Annotated in this window: 17 protein-coding genes; 8 read left to right on the plus strand and 9 right to left on the minus strand. The window is 68.1% G+C overall.

The annotated features are described in order from the left end of the window. Nucleotides 1–79: 79 nt before the first annotated feature. From IE173_RS11530 to dnaA, 5 genes are all read right to left on the minus strand, one after another. Complete coding sequence (locus IE173_RS11530; RefSeq protein WP_191283648.1) at nt 80–583, minus strand: DciA family protein; 504 nt, start codon at nt 581–583, stop codon at nt 80–82. Beyond that, nucleotides 580–1,758 (minus strand): DNA replication/repair protein RecF, encoded by a 1,179-nt coding sequence (recF, locus tag IE173_RS11535; protein WP_191283649.1) that lies wholly within the window; start codon nt 1,756–1,758, stop codon nt 580–582. The genes IE173_RS11530 and recF overlap by 4 nt, the downstream gene beginning before the upstream one ends. After that, nucleotides 1,755–2,672, minus strand: a complete 918-nt coding sequence (gnd, locus tag IE173_RS11540) for a phosphogluconate dehydrogenase (NAD(+)-dependent, decarboxylating) (protein ID WP_268248915.1) — start codon at nt 2,670–2,672, stop codon at nt 1,755–1,757. The genes recF and gnd overlap by 4 nt, the downstream gene beginning before the upstream one ends. 13 nt (nt 2,673–2,685) lie before the next feature. Next, nucleotides 2,686–3,831: a DNA polymerase III subunit beta gene (dnaN, locus tag IE173_RS11545; RefSeq protein ID WP_191283650.1), complete on the minus strand. Its 1,146-nt coding sequence runs from the start codon at nt 3,829–3,831 to the stop codon at nt 2,686–2,688. 459 nt (nt 3,832–4,290) lie between these two features. Further along, nucleotides 4,291–5,700 carry a chromosomal replication initiator protein DnaA gene (gene dnaA, locus IE173_RS11550; RefSeq protein WP_191283651.1) on the minus strand — a complete coding sequence of 470 codons (1,410 nt, stop codon included), beginning with the start codon at nt 5,698–5,700 and terminating at the stop codon, nt 4,291–4,293. A 281-nt stretch (nt 5,701–5,981) separates the two neighbouring features. Between dnaA and rpmH the strand changes: the two genes are divergently transcribed. The 8 genes from rpmH to IE173_RS11590 all read left to right on the plus strand — a co-directional run bounded on the left by rpmH (nt 5,982) and on the right by IE173_RS11590 (nt 10,883). Then, complete coding sequence (gene rpmH / locus IE173_RS11555; RefSeq protein WP_191283652.1) at nt 5,982–6,119, plus strand: 50S ribosomal protein L34; 138 nt, start codon at nt 5,982–5,984, stop codon at nt 6,117–6,119. A 27-nt stretch (nt 6,120–6,146) separates the two neighbouring features. Continuing rightward, the gene (gene rnpA, locus IE173_RS11560) at nt 6,147–6,464 is read left to right on the plus strand and encodes a ribonuclease P protein component (RefSeq protein ID WP_229842066.1); all 318 of its coding nucleotides are present in this window, start codon (nt 6,147–6,149) and stop codon (nt 6,462–6,464) included. After that, the gene (yidD, locus tag IE173_RS11565) at nt 6,464–6,772 is read left to right on the plus strand and encodes a membrane protein insertion efficiency factor YidD (RefSeq protein WP_191283654.1); all 309 of its coding nucleotides are present in this window, start codon (nt 6,464–6,466) and stop codon (nt 6,770–6,772) included. The genes rnpA and yidD overlap by 1 nt, the downstream gene beginning before the upstream one ends. Nucleotides 6,773–6,778: 6 nt before the next feature. Then, on the plus strand, nt 6,779–7,753 hold the full coding sequence (gene yidC, locus IE173_RS11570) for a membrane protein insertase YidC (RefSeq protein ID WP_191283655.1): 975 nt from the start codon (nt 6,779–6,781) through the stop codon (nt 7,751–7,753). After that, entirely contained in the window at nt 7,750–8,286 is a 537-nt protein-coding gene (locus IE173_RS11575) for a Jag family protein (protein WP_191283656.1), read from the plus strand. The genes yidC and IE173_RS11575 overlap by 4 nt, the downstream gene beginning before the upstream one ends. Before the next feature lie 16 nt (nt 8,287–8,302). Further along, on the plus strand, nt 8,303–8,929 hold the full coding sequence (gene rsmG, locus IE173_RS11580) for a 16S rRNA (guanine(527)-N(7))-methyltransferase RsmG (RefSeq protein WP_191283657.1): 627 nt from the start codon (nt 8,303–8,305) through the stop codon (nt 8,927–8,929). A 122-nt stretch (nt 8,930–9,051) separates the two neighbouring features. Next, entirely contained in the window at nt 9,052–9,933 is an 882-nt protein-coding gene (locus IE173_RS11585; RefSeq protein WP_191283658.1) for a ParA family protein, read from the plus strand. Further along, complete coding sequence (locus tag IE173_RS11590; RefSeq protein ID WP_191283659.1) at nt 9,933–10,883, plus strand: ParB/RepB/Spo0J family partition protein; 951 nt, start codon at nt 9,933–9,935, stop codon at nt 10,881–10,883. Before IE173_RS11585 ends, IE173_RS11590 begins: the two co-directional genes overlap by 1 nt. 96 nt (nt 10,884–10,979) lie before the next feature. Here IE173_RS11590 and IE173_RS11595 read toward each other — a convergent pair whose 3' ends face one another. The 4 genes from IE173_RS11595 to trxB form a co-directional block, all read right to left on the minus strand. Then, nucleotides 10,980–11,927 (minus strand): D-alanine--D-alanine ligase family protein, encoded by a 948-nt coding sequence (locus IE173_RS11595; RefSeq protein ID WP_191283660.1) that lies wholly within the window; start codon nt 11,925–11,927, stop codon nt 10,980–10,982. Nucleotides 11,928–11,934: 7 nt separating this feature from the next. After that, complete coding sequence (locus IE173_RS11600; protein ID WP_191283661.1) at nt 11,935–13,236, minus strand: aminotransferase-like domain-containing protein; 1,302 nt, start codon at nt 13,234–13,236, stop codon at nt 11,935–11,937. 196 nt (nt 13,237–13,432) lie between these two features. Continuing rightward, nucleotides 13,433–13,759 (minus strand): thioredoxin, encoded by a 327-nt coding sequence (gene trxA, locus IE173_RS11605; RefSeq protein ID WP_191283662.1) that lies wholly within the window; start codon nt 13,757–13,759, stop codon nt 13,433–13,435. Between the two features lie 67 nt (nt 13,760–13,826). Beyond that, on the minus strand, nt 13,827–14,786 hold the full coding sequence (gene trxB / locus IE173_RS11610; RefSeq protein ID WP_191283663.1) for a thioredoxin-disulfide reductase: 960 nt from the start codon (nt 14,784–14,786) through the stop codon (nt 13,827–13,829). Nucleotides 14,787–14,836: the final 50 nt, after the last annotated feature.

The raw sequence follows: 14,836 nt of genomic DNA on the forward strand, positions 1-14,836 counted from the left end.
TATCCCGCGAAGACGGTCGAAATCGGGCGATTCGGCGATCTGCGGGCTTTTCCGCAGGCAGTCGACCAGATTTGCCTTGTCAGCCGTAGGTATCGCGTGGACCGCGCCCCGGAACGGCCTTGGGGCCGTGTTTCCAGGAGGGGGCGTGGGGTGCGAGAAAGCGTGCCGTCTCGACGCCGGCGGCCGGGAAGCGCTCGGCGATGCTGTTGAGCACGGTCGCCGACATGAGTCGCAACTGCTGCGCCCACGCCGTCGAGTCGCATTGAACCGTCAGGATGCCGTTCTCGATTCCCACGGGCGAGGTGTGCGCCGCGGTGTCGGCGCCGACGATCTCGGGCCAGCTCGCCAGGAGCTCCGCCCGCGCCAGCGGCGACTCCCAGCCGCGCGCCGCGGCGACCCCGGCGAGCACGTCGCCCACGCCGCGGGGGTCCCGGCCGAGCCCGTAGGGCTCGCTCGCCGCGGCGTCAGCCGCTCGACGCCGGCGGCGGCCGTCGGCGGTGCGCAGCTCGGGGTTGCCGAACAGGCGCCGAAGCCGGCGGTAGACGGCGATGTGCTCGGGCACCTTCGCCTCGCCGTCGCTCACGCGTCCTCCCCAGGCTCCACGATGCGCCCGGCCTGGATGCGGACCGTGTGCGCGCGCAGCGCGTCGGGCACGTCGTCGAGCACGGCGGCGGTGATGAGCACCTGCTCGTAGTCGGCGATCGCACCGGCGAGCCGGCCGCGGCGGATCTGGTCGAGCTCGGCGAACACGTCGTCGAGGATCACGACCGGATCGCCGAGTGGAGAGTCGGCCCGCAGCGTCGCGGCGGCCGCGAGTTTGAGCGCGAGCGCGAACGACCACGACTCGCCGTGGCTCGCGTAGCCCTTCGCGGGAAGTCCGTTGAGCGTGAGCACGAGATCGTCACGGTGCGGGCCCACCAGGGTGAGCCCGCGATCCAGCTCCTGCCGCCTGACCCGTGCGAGGGCCGCGGTGAACGCCTCGCGCACCTCGGTCGGCGCGAGCGCGGTGGTCGCGGCGCCGGCATCCTCGGTGTCGTCGTCGCCGGCGGAGCCGGCGTCGCCCAGGATGCTGAGCCGGGCACCCAGGTCGGCCACATGGTCGTCGCCCGCGATGCGGCGATAGGCGTCGGCCACGTGCGGGCGGATGCGGTCGATCAGCGCGGAGCGCTCGACGATGATCTCGCTGCCGAGGGCGGCGAGTCGCTCATCCCACACCTCGAGTGTCGAGAGCTGCGACTCCGCGACGCGGGCCGCGCGCACCGACTTCAACAGCGTCGTGCGCTGCCGCAGTACCCGGTCGTAGTCGCCGAGCACCCCCGCGAGGCGCGGCGAGAGCAGCACCAGCAACTGGTCGAGGTAGCGCCGGCGACCGCCGGGATCGCCGCGCACGAGCGCCAGGTCTTCCGGGGCGAACAACACGCTCGGCGCGTAGCGCGGCAGATCGCGCGGCTTCGCGGCGACCCGGTTCACCTGAGCCCGGTTCGCCGACGAGCGGTTGAGCTGCACCTCGACGAGCACCGACCGGCCGGCGTGTTCGAGCCGGGCCCGCACGATCGCGGCATCCTGCCCCGCGCGGATGAGGGCCTGATCCGTCGCGACCCGGTGCGACCCCAGCGTGCTGAGGTAGCCGATCGCCTCGACCAGGTTGGTCTTGCCCTGACCGTTGCTGCCGACGAACAGGTTCGGCCCGGCCACCAGGTCGACTTCCGCCTCCTGGTAGTTGCGGAAGTCGGTGAGCGACAGGTGGGTGACGATCACGCCTTGCGGACCGCGTGGCCACCGAACTGCTTCCGCAGGGCGGCGACGGCCTTCATCGACGGGGAGTCCTTCTGCCGCGACACGAAACGGGCGAAGATCGCCGCGCTGATCGTCGGCACCGGAACCGCGTGATCGAGAGCGTCGTGCACCGTCCAGCGACCTTCGCCGGAATCCTCGACGTAGCCCTCGATGTCGGCGAACTCGGGATCCTCTTCCAGCGCCGTCACCAGCAGCTCGAGCAGCCAGCTGCGCACGACCGTGCCGCGCTGCCAGGCCTTGAACACCCCGGGAACATCGTGGATGAGGTCGTCGCGGGCATCCATCAGTTCGAAGCCCTCTGCCCACGCCTGCATGAGCGCGTACTCGATGCCGTTGTGCACCATCTTCGCGTAGTGCCCGGCGCCGACCGGTCCGGCGTGCACGAACCCCTCGGCGCGCGGACCTTCGGGACGCAACGCGTCGAAGACCGGCAGCAACTCGCGGATGTCGGCGGCCTCCCCGCCGGCCATGAGTCCGTACCCGTTCTTCAGGCCCCAGACCCCGCCCGAGACGCCGCAGTCGACGAAGCGGATCCCCTTCTCGGCGAGCTGCGCCGCGTGCACGGCATCGTCGGTGAAGCGGGAGTTGCCACCGTCGATCACCAAGTCACCCGGCTCGAGCACGGCGGCGACATCGGCGATGACCTGATCGGTGATCGCTCCCGACGGCACCATGATCCACACCACGCGCGGTGTCGGCAGGGCCGCGGCGAGGGCGGCGAGATCCGCCACGTCGGTGACCTCGGGGTTGGGGTCGTATCCCGTGACGTCGACCCCGGCGCGCCGCAGGCGCTCGCGCATGTTGCCGCCCATCTTGCCCAGGCCGACGAGCCCGATGTGCATCGTGCGGGATTTCTGATCGGCGCTCTTGGCCATCACCGAGCCCCGATCAGCGCAGCAGCAGGTTGGGCTGCAGGAGGTACTTGTAGTTGTCGGCGCCGGGTTGGTCCTTCGACGACTGGCTGGTGATCAGCACCGGGCCCGGTTTGTTGGGATTGTCGGTCTTCGTGAACGAGATGCGCACGTACTCCGAGTGCACCGCGCCGAGACCGTCGAGCAGGAACGCGGGCTTGAGCGACACCACGGTGTCTTCGCCGTGCAGGTGTCCTTCGATCGTCTCCTGCGCCTGCGCCTGCTCGGCACCGGTCGCCTCGAGCGTCACGCCGTCGATCGAGAACGAGAACCGCAGGGCGGCTTCGCGCTCGAGAACGAGCGACACCCGGCGGGTCGCCTCGATGAGCTCGGCGGTGTTGACGACGGCGTAGTTGTCGACCGTCTCGGGGAAGAGGCGCTTGACCGGCGGGAAGTTGCCCTTGATGAGCAGTGAGGTGACCGTCTTCTTGTCGGCGCTGAACGCGATGAGCTCGCGGTCGTCGCCGCGTGCGATCGTCACCGACACGGTGCCGCTGTGGGCGAAGGTCTTACCGATCTCGGCGAGGGTGCGCGCCGGGATGAGGGCGGCCGTGCCTTCGGCCGTCGTCGATCCCGAATCCCAATCGATCTCGCGCACCGCGACGCGATAGCGGTCGGTCGCGACGAGCGAGAGGTTGTTGTCGCCCACCTCGAGCTGCACGCCGGTGATGACCGGGGTGACGTCGTCGCGGGATGCGGCGACCGTGACCTGAGCGACAGCGGCCGCGAAGTCTTCCGCGGGCAGAACCCCGGTGCGTTCGCCGACCTGAGGAAGGGTCGGGTACTCCTCGACGGGCATGCTGCCGAGGGTGAACTTCGCAGATCCGCACTGCACGGCGATCTTGCCGTCGACGGTCGAGAACTGCACGGGGGCGTTCGGCAGGCGGCTCGCGATCTCGGCGAGCAGCCGGCCGGAGACGAGCGCGCTGCCGGCCTCTTCGACGTCGGCCGCGATCTCGGCACGCGACGACACCTCGTAGTCGAACGACGACAGAACGAGCGCGCCCTCCGACGCCTCGAGCAGGACGCCGCTGAGGATCGGCTGGGTCGTGCGCTGGGGCAGCAACTTGACCGCAAACGAGACGGCCTCGCTGAACACGTCCCGATTGACCTGGAACTTCACGAAGGACTCCTTGTCCACACTGCTGGCTGGTTCAACGCTGCGGGTTGTTCAACGAAAGGGTCGAGACCCCGGTGGGCCAGGATTTCACATCGATCCTGGCACAGGAAGGGGCAAGCGGTTTCTGGTGGCGCGACGAGGTCGAGATGTTGTCGAACAGCAAGATGGAGAAGAGAGAGTTAATCCTCTTAACCGATGCTCATATGTGGATAACCGGGCCGGCGGCGAGTCTTCCTTGGGGAACTACATCGGTGTGAGTTGAAGAACAGCTGTGGAAGGCGCGGCTCCGATCGGTGGAGAACTCCGACTACCCGGGGACGAATCCACAGTGTCGGCGGCAACTATCCACATCTTCGTCCCGCGCGTCGAGCACGTTATCCACAAGCTGTCCACAGCATGTGCAATCACAGATCGTGCACCGTTCCGTCTAGTCCCCCATTCGGGGGGACGACCGGATCCGGGTCAGATCTTGTTGTAGCGCTGGTTCTGCTTGATGCGGCTCGTCAGTTCGGTGACCTGGTTGTAGATCGAGCGACGCTCTTTCATCAGCTCGCTGATCTTCTTGTTCGCGTACATCACGGTGGTGTGGTCGCGGTTGCCGAAGAGCTGACCGATCTTGGGCAGGGAGAGGTTGGTGAGTTCGCGGCAGAGGTACATCGCGATCTGCCGAGCGGTCGCGACGGCCTGGGAGCGGCTCGAGCCGTAGAGGTCGTCGACGGAGAGTTTGAAGTAGTCGGCCGTGTGATTGATGATGTCGACCGGCGCGATGACGTTGTCTTCGTCGAGGGTGATGAGGTCTTTGAGCACCGTCTGCACGAGCGCCAAGTCGACCGGCGTGCGGTTGAGGCTGGCGAACGCGGTGACGCGGATGAGGGTGCCTTCGAGTTCGCGGATGTTGCTGGAGACCTTGGTCGCCATGAATTCGAGGATCTCGTCGGGCACCTGGAGCTTCTCGCTCTGCGCCTTCTTCCTGAGGATCGCGATGCGCGTCTCGAGGTCGGGCGCCTGCACGTCGGTGATGAGGCCCCACTCGAAGCGCGACCGCATCCGGTCTTCGAAGCCGGTGAGGAACTTCGGCGCGACGTCGCTCGTGATGACGACCTGCTTGCTGTGGTCGTGCAGCGTGTTGAAGGTGTGGAAGAACGCCTCCTGCGTCTCCACGGCTCGCTGCAGGAACTGGATGTCGTCGATCAGCAGGATGTCGATCTCGCGGTAGCGGGACTGGAACGCCGACGCGCGGTTGTTCTGGATCGAGTTGATGAAGTCGTTGGTGAACTCTTCGCTCGAGACGTACCGCACCCGGATGCCGGTGTAGAGGTTCTCGGCGTAGTGGCCGATCGCGTGCAGGAGGTGGGTCTTGCCGAGCCCGGAGTCGCCGTAGATGAAGAGCGGGTTGTAGGCCTTTGCCGGCGCTTCGGCGACCGCGACCGCGGCGGCGTGCGCGAAGCGGTTGGACCCGCCGATGACGAAGTTGTCGAAGTTGTACTTCGGGTTGAGCCGCGAGTCTCCGCGCCGGCTGTTGATCTCGCCGATCGTCGCCGTGGGGTCGGGTGAGGAGACGGGGAGATCGTCACCGAAGTCCGCGACGGCGGGAAGGGTAGCGGCCTGCATCTCGGGATTGACGACGATCGCGAAATTGACGACGTCTTCGGCGGCGCCGGTGATCGCCTCGATGAGGGGAACCCGGATGCGCTGCTCCAGCATCCCGCGCGTGAGCTCGTTCGGAACCTCGAGGTAGAGCACCCCGTTCAAGACGCCCTTCGGTTCGACGAGATTCACGAAACCGTGGAGCTGCGGGGTGATCCTCTCGTCGGCCCCGAGCTGCGCAAGCACGGCTGACCAGAGGTCACGGGTCGGATCGGATTCGCTCATGCCTTCATCCTGGAACGCGGGAACAGTTGTGCACAGGGTTATCCACTGGCCTGATTCCTGTGGACGAGGGATGCGTCGTTCTCAAGAACGGGTGCGAACGACCGCAGTTCACCTTAGTTCTCGGGAGCGGGAAGCGGGCAACCGGGTGTGCGGAGCGGATGATGGTTTGACCGCCTGGGTAGCTGCCCGTATCTTTAATCAGTTCACCCGCGTCCATCGCGGGACTACCTGATCTTCCCGGCCCGTCGAAAGCTCTCGGCCGCCGGGCGTGGAGAGCAATCATGACCAAGCGAACCTTCCAGCCCAACAACCGGCGCCGCGCCAAGGTGCACGGCTTCCGTCTGCGCATGCACACGCGCGCCGGCCGCGCCATCCTGGCCGCCCGTCGTCGCAAGGGGCGCACCGAGCTCTCCGCCTAAGAGCCCGTGCTCGCCAGGGCGAACCGGGTGGTCCTCCCTGCGGACTTCCGCGCCGCCGTGCGACGGGGACGTCGGGCGACGACGTCGACCGCGATCTACTACCGCCTTCCCACCGACCCCGGAGCGCCCGCGCGTTTCGGGGTCATCGTGTCGAAAGCCGTCGGCAACGCCGTGCACCGCAACCGGGTGCGGCGGCGCCTGCGGGCACTCGGCCGCTCGCTCGTCGACACCGGCTACCGGGGCGAGGATGTCGTCATCCGGGTGCTCCCCGGGAGTGCGCAGGAGTCCTGGGATAGTCTCTCCGCCGACATGCACCACGTGCTCGACACCCCCACGACGACCTGATGCGCGCACTCACCTTCCTGTGGCTGCTGCCGCGCAACGTCTGCGTTCTCATCCTTCGCGCCTACCGAGCGGTGATCTCACCGCTGTACGGCGACGTCTGCCGCTACTACCCGAGCTGCTCCGCCTACGCCCTGGGCTCGATCCAGCAGCACGGCGTGATCAAGGGTGTGGCGCTCGGATCCTGGCGCCTCGCGCGCTGCCACCCGTGGGCGAGGGGCGGCGTCGACGACGTTCGGCCACGCCGTGTTCCCCGCTATCGCATCACCGACTTCGGCTTCGTCGTTCCGGCGAGCTACGGAAAGGCCTGACCCTCAGTGGACATCTTCGCGTTCTTCAACACCCTGCTGTGGCCCATCAAGCAGGCGATCGAGGCGATCCTCGTCGGCTTCCACACCCTGCTGACCGCCCTCGGGATGGATCCCGCCGCCGGGCTCACCTGGGTGCTCTCCATCGTCGGTCTCGTGCTCGTCGTGCGGGCGGCGCTCATCCCGATCTTCGTGCGGCAGATCAAGAGCCAGCGCAAGATGCTCGAGGTCGCGCCGCAGCTCAAGAAGATCCAGGACAAGTACCGCGGCAAGCGTGACCAGTTCTCGCGCGAGGCGATGCAGCGCGAGACGATGGATCTCTACAAGAAGGCCGGCACCAACCCCTTCGCGTCGTGCCTGCCCCTGCTCATCCAGATGCCGATCTTCTTCGGTCTCTTCACGGTGCTCAACGAGGCGAACCAGGGCCGAGCCGGTGTCGGCCTGCTCAACCAGGAGCTGGCCACGCAGTTCGGAAAGGCGTCCCTCTTCGGGGTCGCCCCGCTGCACGACAGCATCCAGAGCGCCGCCGCGCAGGACCCGGTGGAGGTCGTCGTCATCATCATCGCGGTCGTGATGGTCATCCTCATGACGGCGTCGCAGTTCATCACCCAGCTGCAGATCATGTCGAAGAACCAGTCGCCCGAGATGAAGGCGAGCCCGATGTACCGGCAGCAGCGCATCCTGCTGTACCTGCTGCCGCTCGTGTTCGCGTTCTCGGGCTTCGCCTTCCCGATCGGCGTCATGTTCTACTGGCTCACCTCGAACTTCTGGACGATGGTGCAGCAGTTCATCGTCATCCGGAACATGCCGACTCCGGGCAGCGAGGCGGCCCTCGCCCGCGAAGCCCGCCTGGCGAAGAAGCGTCGCAAGAGCATGACCGAGGATGCCGAGATGCTCGAAGAGATCGTCGAAGAACCCAAGAAGGCGCAGCGGCAGCAGCCGGTGGGCAAGAACCGAGCCAAGAAACAGGGCGGACGCCGATGACCGACACGACCGAGAACCCGATGCCCGAGACCGAACTCGGGGAGTCCGCTGACGCTCCCGAGGCGGAGCTCTCGGAGCAAGACGTGATCGACGAGGGCGATGCCGCCGCCGACTACATCGAGGAGCTGCTCGACATCGCCGACATCGACGGCGACATCGACATCGACGCCCGCGGCGGACGGGCCTACCTCTCGGTCTCGGCCACCGACGGCTCGAACCTGCGGTTGCTCTCGAAGCCCGACACGGTCACCGCGCTGCAGGAGCTCACGCGCCTCGCGGTGCAGAACCGCACCGGCCGCTTCTCGCGGCTGATCCTCGACATCGGAGGCTCGCGGGATGCCCGCGCCGGCGAACTCGCCGCGCTCGTCGACCACGCGATCACCCGGCTGGAGGGCGGTGCCGCGACGGCGTCGCTCCCGCCGATGTCGAGCTACGAGCGCAAGCTCGTGCACGACATCGTCGCGGAGCGGGGTTACACCTCGGAGTCCGAGGGTGAGGGTCGCGATCGCCACACGGTGATCAAGGCCACGTGACGTTTCACGTGAAACATTGATCGTCGAGCAAGAGCCCCCTTACGCGGCAGGGCTGTTCGGCGACCACATCGAGGCGGCCCGGGCGTTCACCGCCGACCTCGCCCAGTACGGCGAGGAGCTCGGGTTGATCGGTCCCCTCGAGGCCGAACGCCTGTGGTCCCGCCACGTCGTGAACTGCGTTCTCGTCGCCCCGCTGCTGCGTCCCGGCCGCGTCGGTGACGTCGGCAGCGGAGCGGGCCTTCCCGGTCTGGTCCTCGCGATCGCCCGACCCGATGTCGAACTCGTGCTGATCGAGCCGATGGAACGACGCACCGACTGGCTGACCGCGGAGTCGAACCGACTCGGCCTGACGAACGTGACGGTGGTGCGGGGGAGGGCGGAAGACATCCATCCCGATCCCCTCCTCGATCAGGTGACGGCACGCGCGGTGTCGGCGTTGAGCAAGCTCGTGCCGCTGTGCGCACCCCTGGTGAAGCCGGGCGGAGAGCTGCTCTTCATGAAGGGCGCGCGGGTCGAGGACGAGCTGGCGGCCGCCGAGAAGGCGCTGCGGAAGGCGCGCATCCAGAACCCCGAGGTGCTCGTCCTCGGCGAGGGGATCGTCCCTGAGGTCACCCGGGTCTTTCGGGCTAGGGTAGGTCACTGATCTTCCGCGCGCTGGAGCATAGAGCGAGGCCATTTCTGGCCTCGCGGCGACGCCAGCGCCGACCGCCGTCTCCGGCGGTCGGTTAGGTTTCACGTGAAACATTGGTTGAAAGGCACCATCCGTTGAGCAGTTTTGACCCTTCGACCCCCCTCGCTCAGGAGGTCGCCGAGCTCACCCGCCGTCGACTGGCTCTCGCGGATGCCGTGCTCCCGGTACCGCCGGCGACCCGCATCATCACCGTGGCGAACCAGAAGGGCGGGGTGGGCAAGACCACGACCACCGTCAACCTCGCCGCGGCTCTGGCGCAGGGCGGAGCCCGCGTCCTCGTCATCGACCTCGACCCGCAGGGCAACGCCTCCACGGCGCTCGGGGTCGAACACCGCGCCGAAGTCGAGAGCGTCTACGACGTCATCGTCGGCGACGCTCCGATCCGTGATGCCGTGCAGCAGAGCCCGGAGTTCCCGGGGCTCTGGTGCCTGCCCGCCACCATCCACCTCGCGGGTGCCGAGATCGAGCTGGTCTCGCTCGTCGCACGCGAGCAGCGCTTGCGCACCGCGGTCGAGGCCTACCTCGCCGAAGTCGACGAGCCGTACCACTACGTCTTCATCGACTGCCCGCCGTCGTTGGGCCTGCTGACGATCAACGCCTTCGTCGCGGCGAGGGAGGTGCTCATCCCGATCCAGTGCGAGTACTACGCCCTCGAGGGCCTGAGCCAGCTGCTCGACAACATCAAGCTCATCCAGCGCCACCTGAACCCGAAGCTCGCACTGTCGACGATCCTGTTGACCATGTACGACTCGCGCACCAATCTGGCCAACCAGGTCGTCGACGAGGTGCGCGAGCACTTCCCGGCCGAGACGCTCACCACCGTCATCCCGCGGTCGGTGCGCATCTCCGAGGCACCGAGCTACGGGCAGAGCGTCATCACCTATGACGGCAACTCTCCCGGCTCGCTCTCCTACCGCGAGGCCGCGTCCGAGATCGCCCACCGGAGCGTCGCCTGATGGCCCCTCCGAAGCGCACGGGACTCGGCCGGGGGATCGGCGCACTCATCCCGACCGGCCCCGAGGAGGCAACGGACCACGACCGTCCCGTCGACGTCTTCTTCGGCTCCGACACCGATCTGGTCGCCGTGCCCGGGGCCCGCCTCGCGGATCTGGAACTCACCGACATCGTCCCCAACGCGCAGCAGCCGCGCGTCGAGTTCGACGCCGACGCCTTGCAGGAGCTGGTCGTCTCGATCCGCGAGTTCGGGGTGCTCCAGCCGATCGTGGTGCGTCCACGCGCGGGGGCCGTCGACGGCGAACCGCAGTACGAGCTCATCATGGGCGAGCGGCGCTTCCGCGCCTCGAAGGCCGCCGGGCTCGAGCGCATCCCCGCGGTCGTCAAAGACACCGCCGACGAGGCGATGCTGCGAGATGCCCTGCTGGAGAACATCCATCGCGCCCAGCTCAACCCGCTGGAAGAGGCGTCCGCCTACAAGCAGCTGCTCGAGGACTTCGGCATCACGCAGGAGCAGCTCGCCGACCGCATCGGCCGCTCGCGTCCGCAGATCACCAACACCATCCGGCTGTTGCGTCTGCCCCAGACCATTCAGACGAAGGTCGCCGCCGGCGTGCTCACCGCAGGGCACGCTCGCGCGATCCTGTCGGTGGGCGACGAAGACGCCATGCGGAAGCTCGCCGACAAGATCATCAACGAAGACCTCTCGGTGCGCGCCGCCGAGGCCGCTGCCGGAGTGATCTCCCCGCCCAAGCCGAAGTCGAGCAAGCCGGTCGCCGGCAAGCGCCAGACCCACCTCGCGGAACTCGCCGACCGGCTCGGCGATCGGCTCGACACCCGGGTGAAGATCACCCTCGGCGCGGCGAAGGGCACGATCACGATCGACTTCGCCACGGTCGCCGACCTGCGCCGCATCTTCGACGAGCTGGGAGTCGACTCCTCCGTCGGCTGATCAGACTCGGTGGTTGAGTAGCCGCGAAGCGGCGTGTCGAAACCCGGCCTCGGGGTCTCGACACGCGCCTGCGGCGCTACTCGACCGCCGAGGAGGTCAGGCGGTGTGCGCGGCTTCGGCGAGGCGGGTGTAGACCCAGCCGAGGTCGTGCCCGGCGGCTTCGAGGGCCTGCGGCAGCAGCGACGTCTCGGTGAGGCCGGGCAGCACGTTGGCTTCGAGGAACCACGGGGTGCCGGCCCCGTCGACGATGAGGTCGACGCGGGAGAGGTGCCGCATCCCGAGGGCGACGTGCGCATCGACCGCCGCCTGCGCGGCGCGGGCGGTCACCTCATCGGAGAGCCGGGCCGGGGTGAAGAACCGGGTCTCGCCGGCGTTGTAGCGCGCCTCGAACGAGTAGACGCCCGAGAGCGGCTCGATCTCGACCGCGGGCAGGGCGACGGGCCCGTCCCCGGTGTCGATGACGCCGACGGCGATCTCGGTGCCGGTGATCTGCTGTTCGACGAGGGCGACATCCCAGTAGGTGTACGCCTCGACCATCGCGCGCGGCATGGCCTCGCGTTCGGTGACGATCGTGACGCCCTGCGCCGAGCCGCCCTGCGCGGGCTTGACCACCAGCGGCACGGGCAGCTCGTCGTCGATCGCGGCGAAGATCGCGTCGGCGCCGAGCTCGCGGAAGGCGTCACGGCCCAGCGTGATCGATCGCGGGGTGGCGACACCGGCCCGGGCGACGACGATCTTGGCGGTCGGCTTGTCCCAGGCGAGCCGGGCGGCCGATGACGACGACCCGACGAACGGCACCCCGAGGAACTCCAGGAGGCCGCGCAGGGCGCCGTCTTCGCCGCTCGCGCCGTGCAGGGCGGGCCACACGGCATCCGGGCGGTTGTCGCGCAGGTAGGCGAGCAGCGTGGCGTCGGGGTCGCGCAGCTCGACCTCGAGGCCGTGCTCGAGGAGGCTGTCGGCGACCCGGCGGCCGCTGCGCAACGACACATCGCGTTCGTGCGAGATGCCGCCGGCGAGGACGATGACGCGCTTCAGCGAGGTCATGGCGATCTCAGCCGGCGAACGGGGGCAGAACGCCCTCGGACTCGGCGGGGAGGGTCGAGACGGGTCCGGTCTGCTGGAACTCGTTCAGCAGCGCCAGCTCGCCGTTGATGACGATCGCGAGGCGGCGGATGCCCTCGCGGATGAAGTCGGGTGTCGGGTAGCAGAACGACAGGCGCATCGCGTTGCGACCGGAGCCGTCGGCGTAGAAGGCGGTGCCGGGCGTGTAGGCGACGAGCTCCTTCACGGCGCGGGGCAGCATCGCCTTCGAGTCGAGATGATCGGGCAGCCGCAGCCAGACGTAGAAGCCGCCGGTGGGCACCGTCCAGGAGAAGGTCGGCAGCTGGTCGGCGAGGGCGGAGAGCATCGCATCCCGGCGTTCGCGGTAGACGCCGCGGAAGGTGTCGATCTGGCCCTTCCAGTCGGCCGACCCGAGGTACTCGGAGATGACGGTCTGCGAGAACGACGAGGGCGAGAGCACCGCCGCCTCGTTCGCGAGAATGAGTTTCTCTCGAATCGCGTGGGGCGCGACGGCCCACCCGACGCGGAATCCTGGGGCGAGTGTCTTGGAGAACGTGCCGAGGTAGATCACCCCGTCGGCCTCGATCGAGCGCATCGCATGCGGCGGCGCCTGGTCGAAGTAGAGCAGGCCGTACGGGTTGTCCTCGAGCACGAGGATGTCGTTCTGCCGGGCGATCTCGAGGATCTCCATGCGCCGCTCCCAGGGGAGGGTGACGCCCATCGGATTGTGGAACGACGGGATCGTGTAGAGGAACTTGATCTTCTTGCCGGCCGCGCGCACCCGGGTGATGGTTTCCCGTAGCGCCTCCGGCTGCAGGCCCTGGTCGTCCATCGCCGAGTGCACCACCTCGGCCTGGAACGACTTGAACACCGTGATCGCGGTCACGTACGACGGGCCCTCGGCGAGCACGACGTCGCCCGGGTCGAGGAACAGCTTCGCGACCAGCTCGAGCGCGTGCTGCGACCCGGTGGTCACGACGATGTCGTCGACGCCGGCATGGATGCCTTCGAGCGCCATCACCTCGAGGATCTGCTCGCGCAGCGCCGGCATCCCCTGGCCGGAGCCGTACTGCAGCGCGGTCGCGCCGCGCTCACGCACCGTGCGCTCGACGGCGCCGGTCAGCAGATCCTTCGGGATGGCCGACACGAACGGCATCCCGCCGGCCAGCGACACCACCTCGGGGCGGCTGGCGACGGCGAACAGGGCACGGACCTCAGAGGCCGACAGGCCGGCCGTACGGGCGGCATACAGCCCGTACCACGGATCCATGTTGTTGCCCTGCGTCTGCATAGCCGTCAAGGTTACCCGGCGATCCGCCGCCGAACGTTCCCGCCGAGGCCGAACGGTCCAACCCTGTTGCAGTGGCCCGGGAGGCCGATCGCTGGCGCACCCCCGCGCGACGGGAACCTCGAGCGGCACGCCGGGACGACGAAGGCCCGCTCCCCCGGGAGCGGGCCTTCGGGAGAAAAGCCTGATCAGATGGCAGTTACGCCAGGAACTCGGCGAGGTCGGCCTCGAGGGCCGGCTTCGGCTTCGCGCCGATGACGCGCTTGACGACCTCGCCGTTCTTGAAGACGTACATCGCCGGGATCGACGTGATGCCGTACTTCTCGGCGGTGAACGGGTTGTCGTCGACGTTGAGCTTCACGATCGAGAGCTTGTCGGCGTTCTCTTCGGCGATCTTGTCGAGGATCGGCGAGACGGCGCGACACGGGCCGCACCACTCGGCCCAGAAGTCGACCATGATCGGCTTCTCGGACTTGAGAACGTCGGCCTCGAACGAGGCGTCGGTCACATCCTTGGCGCTGGACATCGGGGTTCCTTCTTCCTGACAGTGCGTGGGTCTACGAGAGACAACCGGGAGGGGCCGTCGAAGATTCCTAGGCGGGCACGCCCTCGGCCTGCGCGATGAGCTCGGCCGGGACGGTGTCGAGGTATTCCTCGGCGTCGAGGGCGGCGACGGTTCCCGACCCCGCCGCCGTGATCGCCTGCTTGTACTTCGGGTCGACGACGTCGCCCGCGGCGAACACCCCGGGGATCTTGGTGCGCGACGAGCGCCCGTCGACCGCGATCGTGCCGGCGGCCGTCAGCTCGAGCTGCCCGTGCACCAGGTGGGTGCGCGGATCGGAACCGACCGCCACGAACAGCCCCTGCACGTCGAGGGTGGTCTCGGTGCCGTCGACGGTGCTCGTCAGACCGATGCCGGTGACCTTCTCGTCGCCGTAGATGTGCGAGACCTCCTGGTTCCAGAGCACCTGGATCTTCGGGTCGGCGAAGGCCCGGTCCTGCATGGCGGCCGATGCGCGGAACTCGTCGCGACGGTGCACGACGTAGACGACGTCGGCGAACCGGGTGAGGAAGGTGGCCTCTTCGAGAGCCGAGTCACCGCCGCCGACCACGGCGACCTTCTTCTGCTTGAAGAACGCCCCGTCGCAGGTGGCGCACCACGAGACCCCGTACCCCGAGAGGCGCGTCTCGTCGGGGAGGCCGAGCTTGCGGTACTCCGAGCCGGTGGCGTAGATGACCGCGAGAGCCTCCTCGACCGTGCCGTCGCCGAGGTGGATGCGCTTGACCGGACCTTCGAGCTCGAGCTTCACGACGTCGTCGTAGACGATCTCGGCGCCGAAGCGCTCGGCCTGCGCCTGCATCTTCATCATCAGGTCGGGACCCATGATTCCCTCGGGGAATCCCGGGAAGTTCTCGACCTCGGTGGTCTTCATCAGCTCGCCGCCGAATTCGACACTCGACGCGATCACGAGCGGCTTGAGGTTGGCGCGCGCGGCATAGATCGCGGCGGTGTACCCGGCCGGCCCCGAGCCGATGATCACGATCTGACGCATTGCGCGTGCCTGCCTTCCGGAGCCTGCGCTCCTGTCCATCTGATGCAACA

Source organism: Pseudolysinimonas yzui (assembly GCF_014653215.1).
Lineage (GTDB): Bacteria > Actinomycetota > Actinomycetes > Actinomycetales > Microbacteriaceae > Pseudolysinimonas_A > Pseudolysinimonas_A yzui.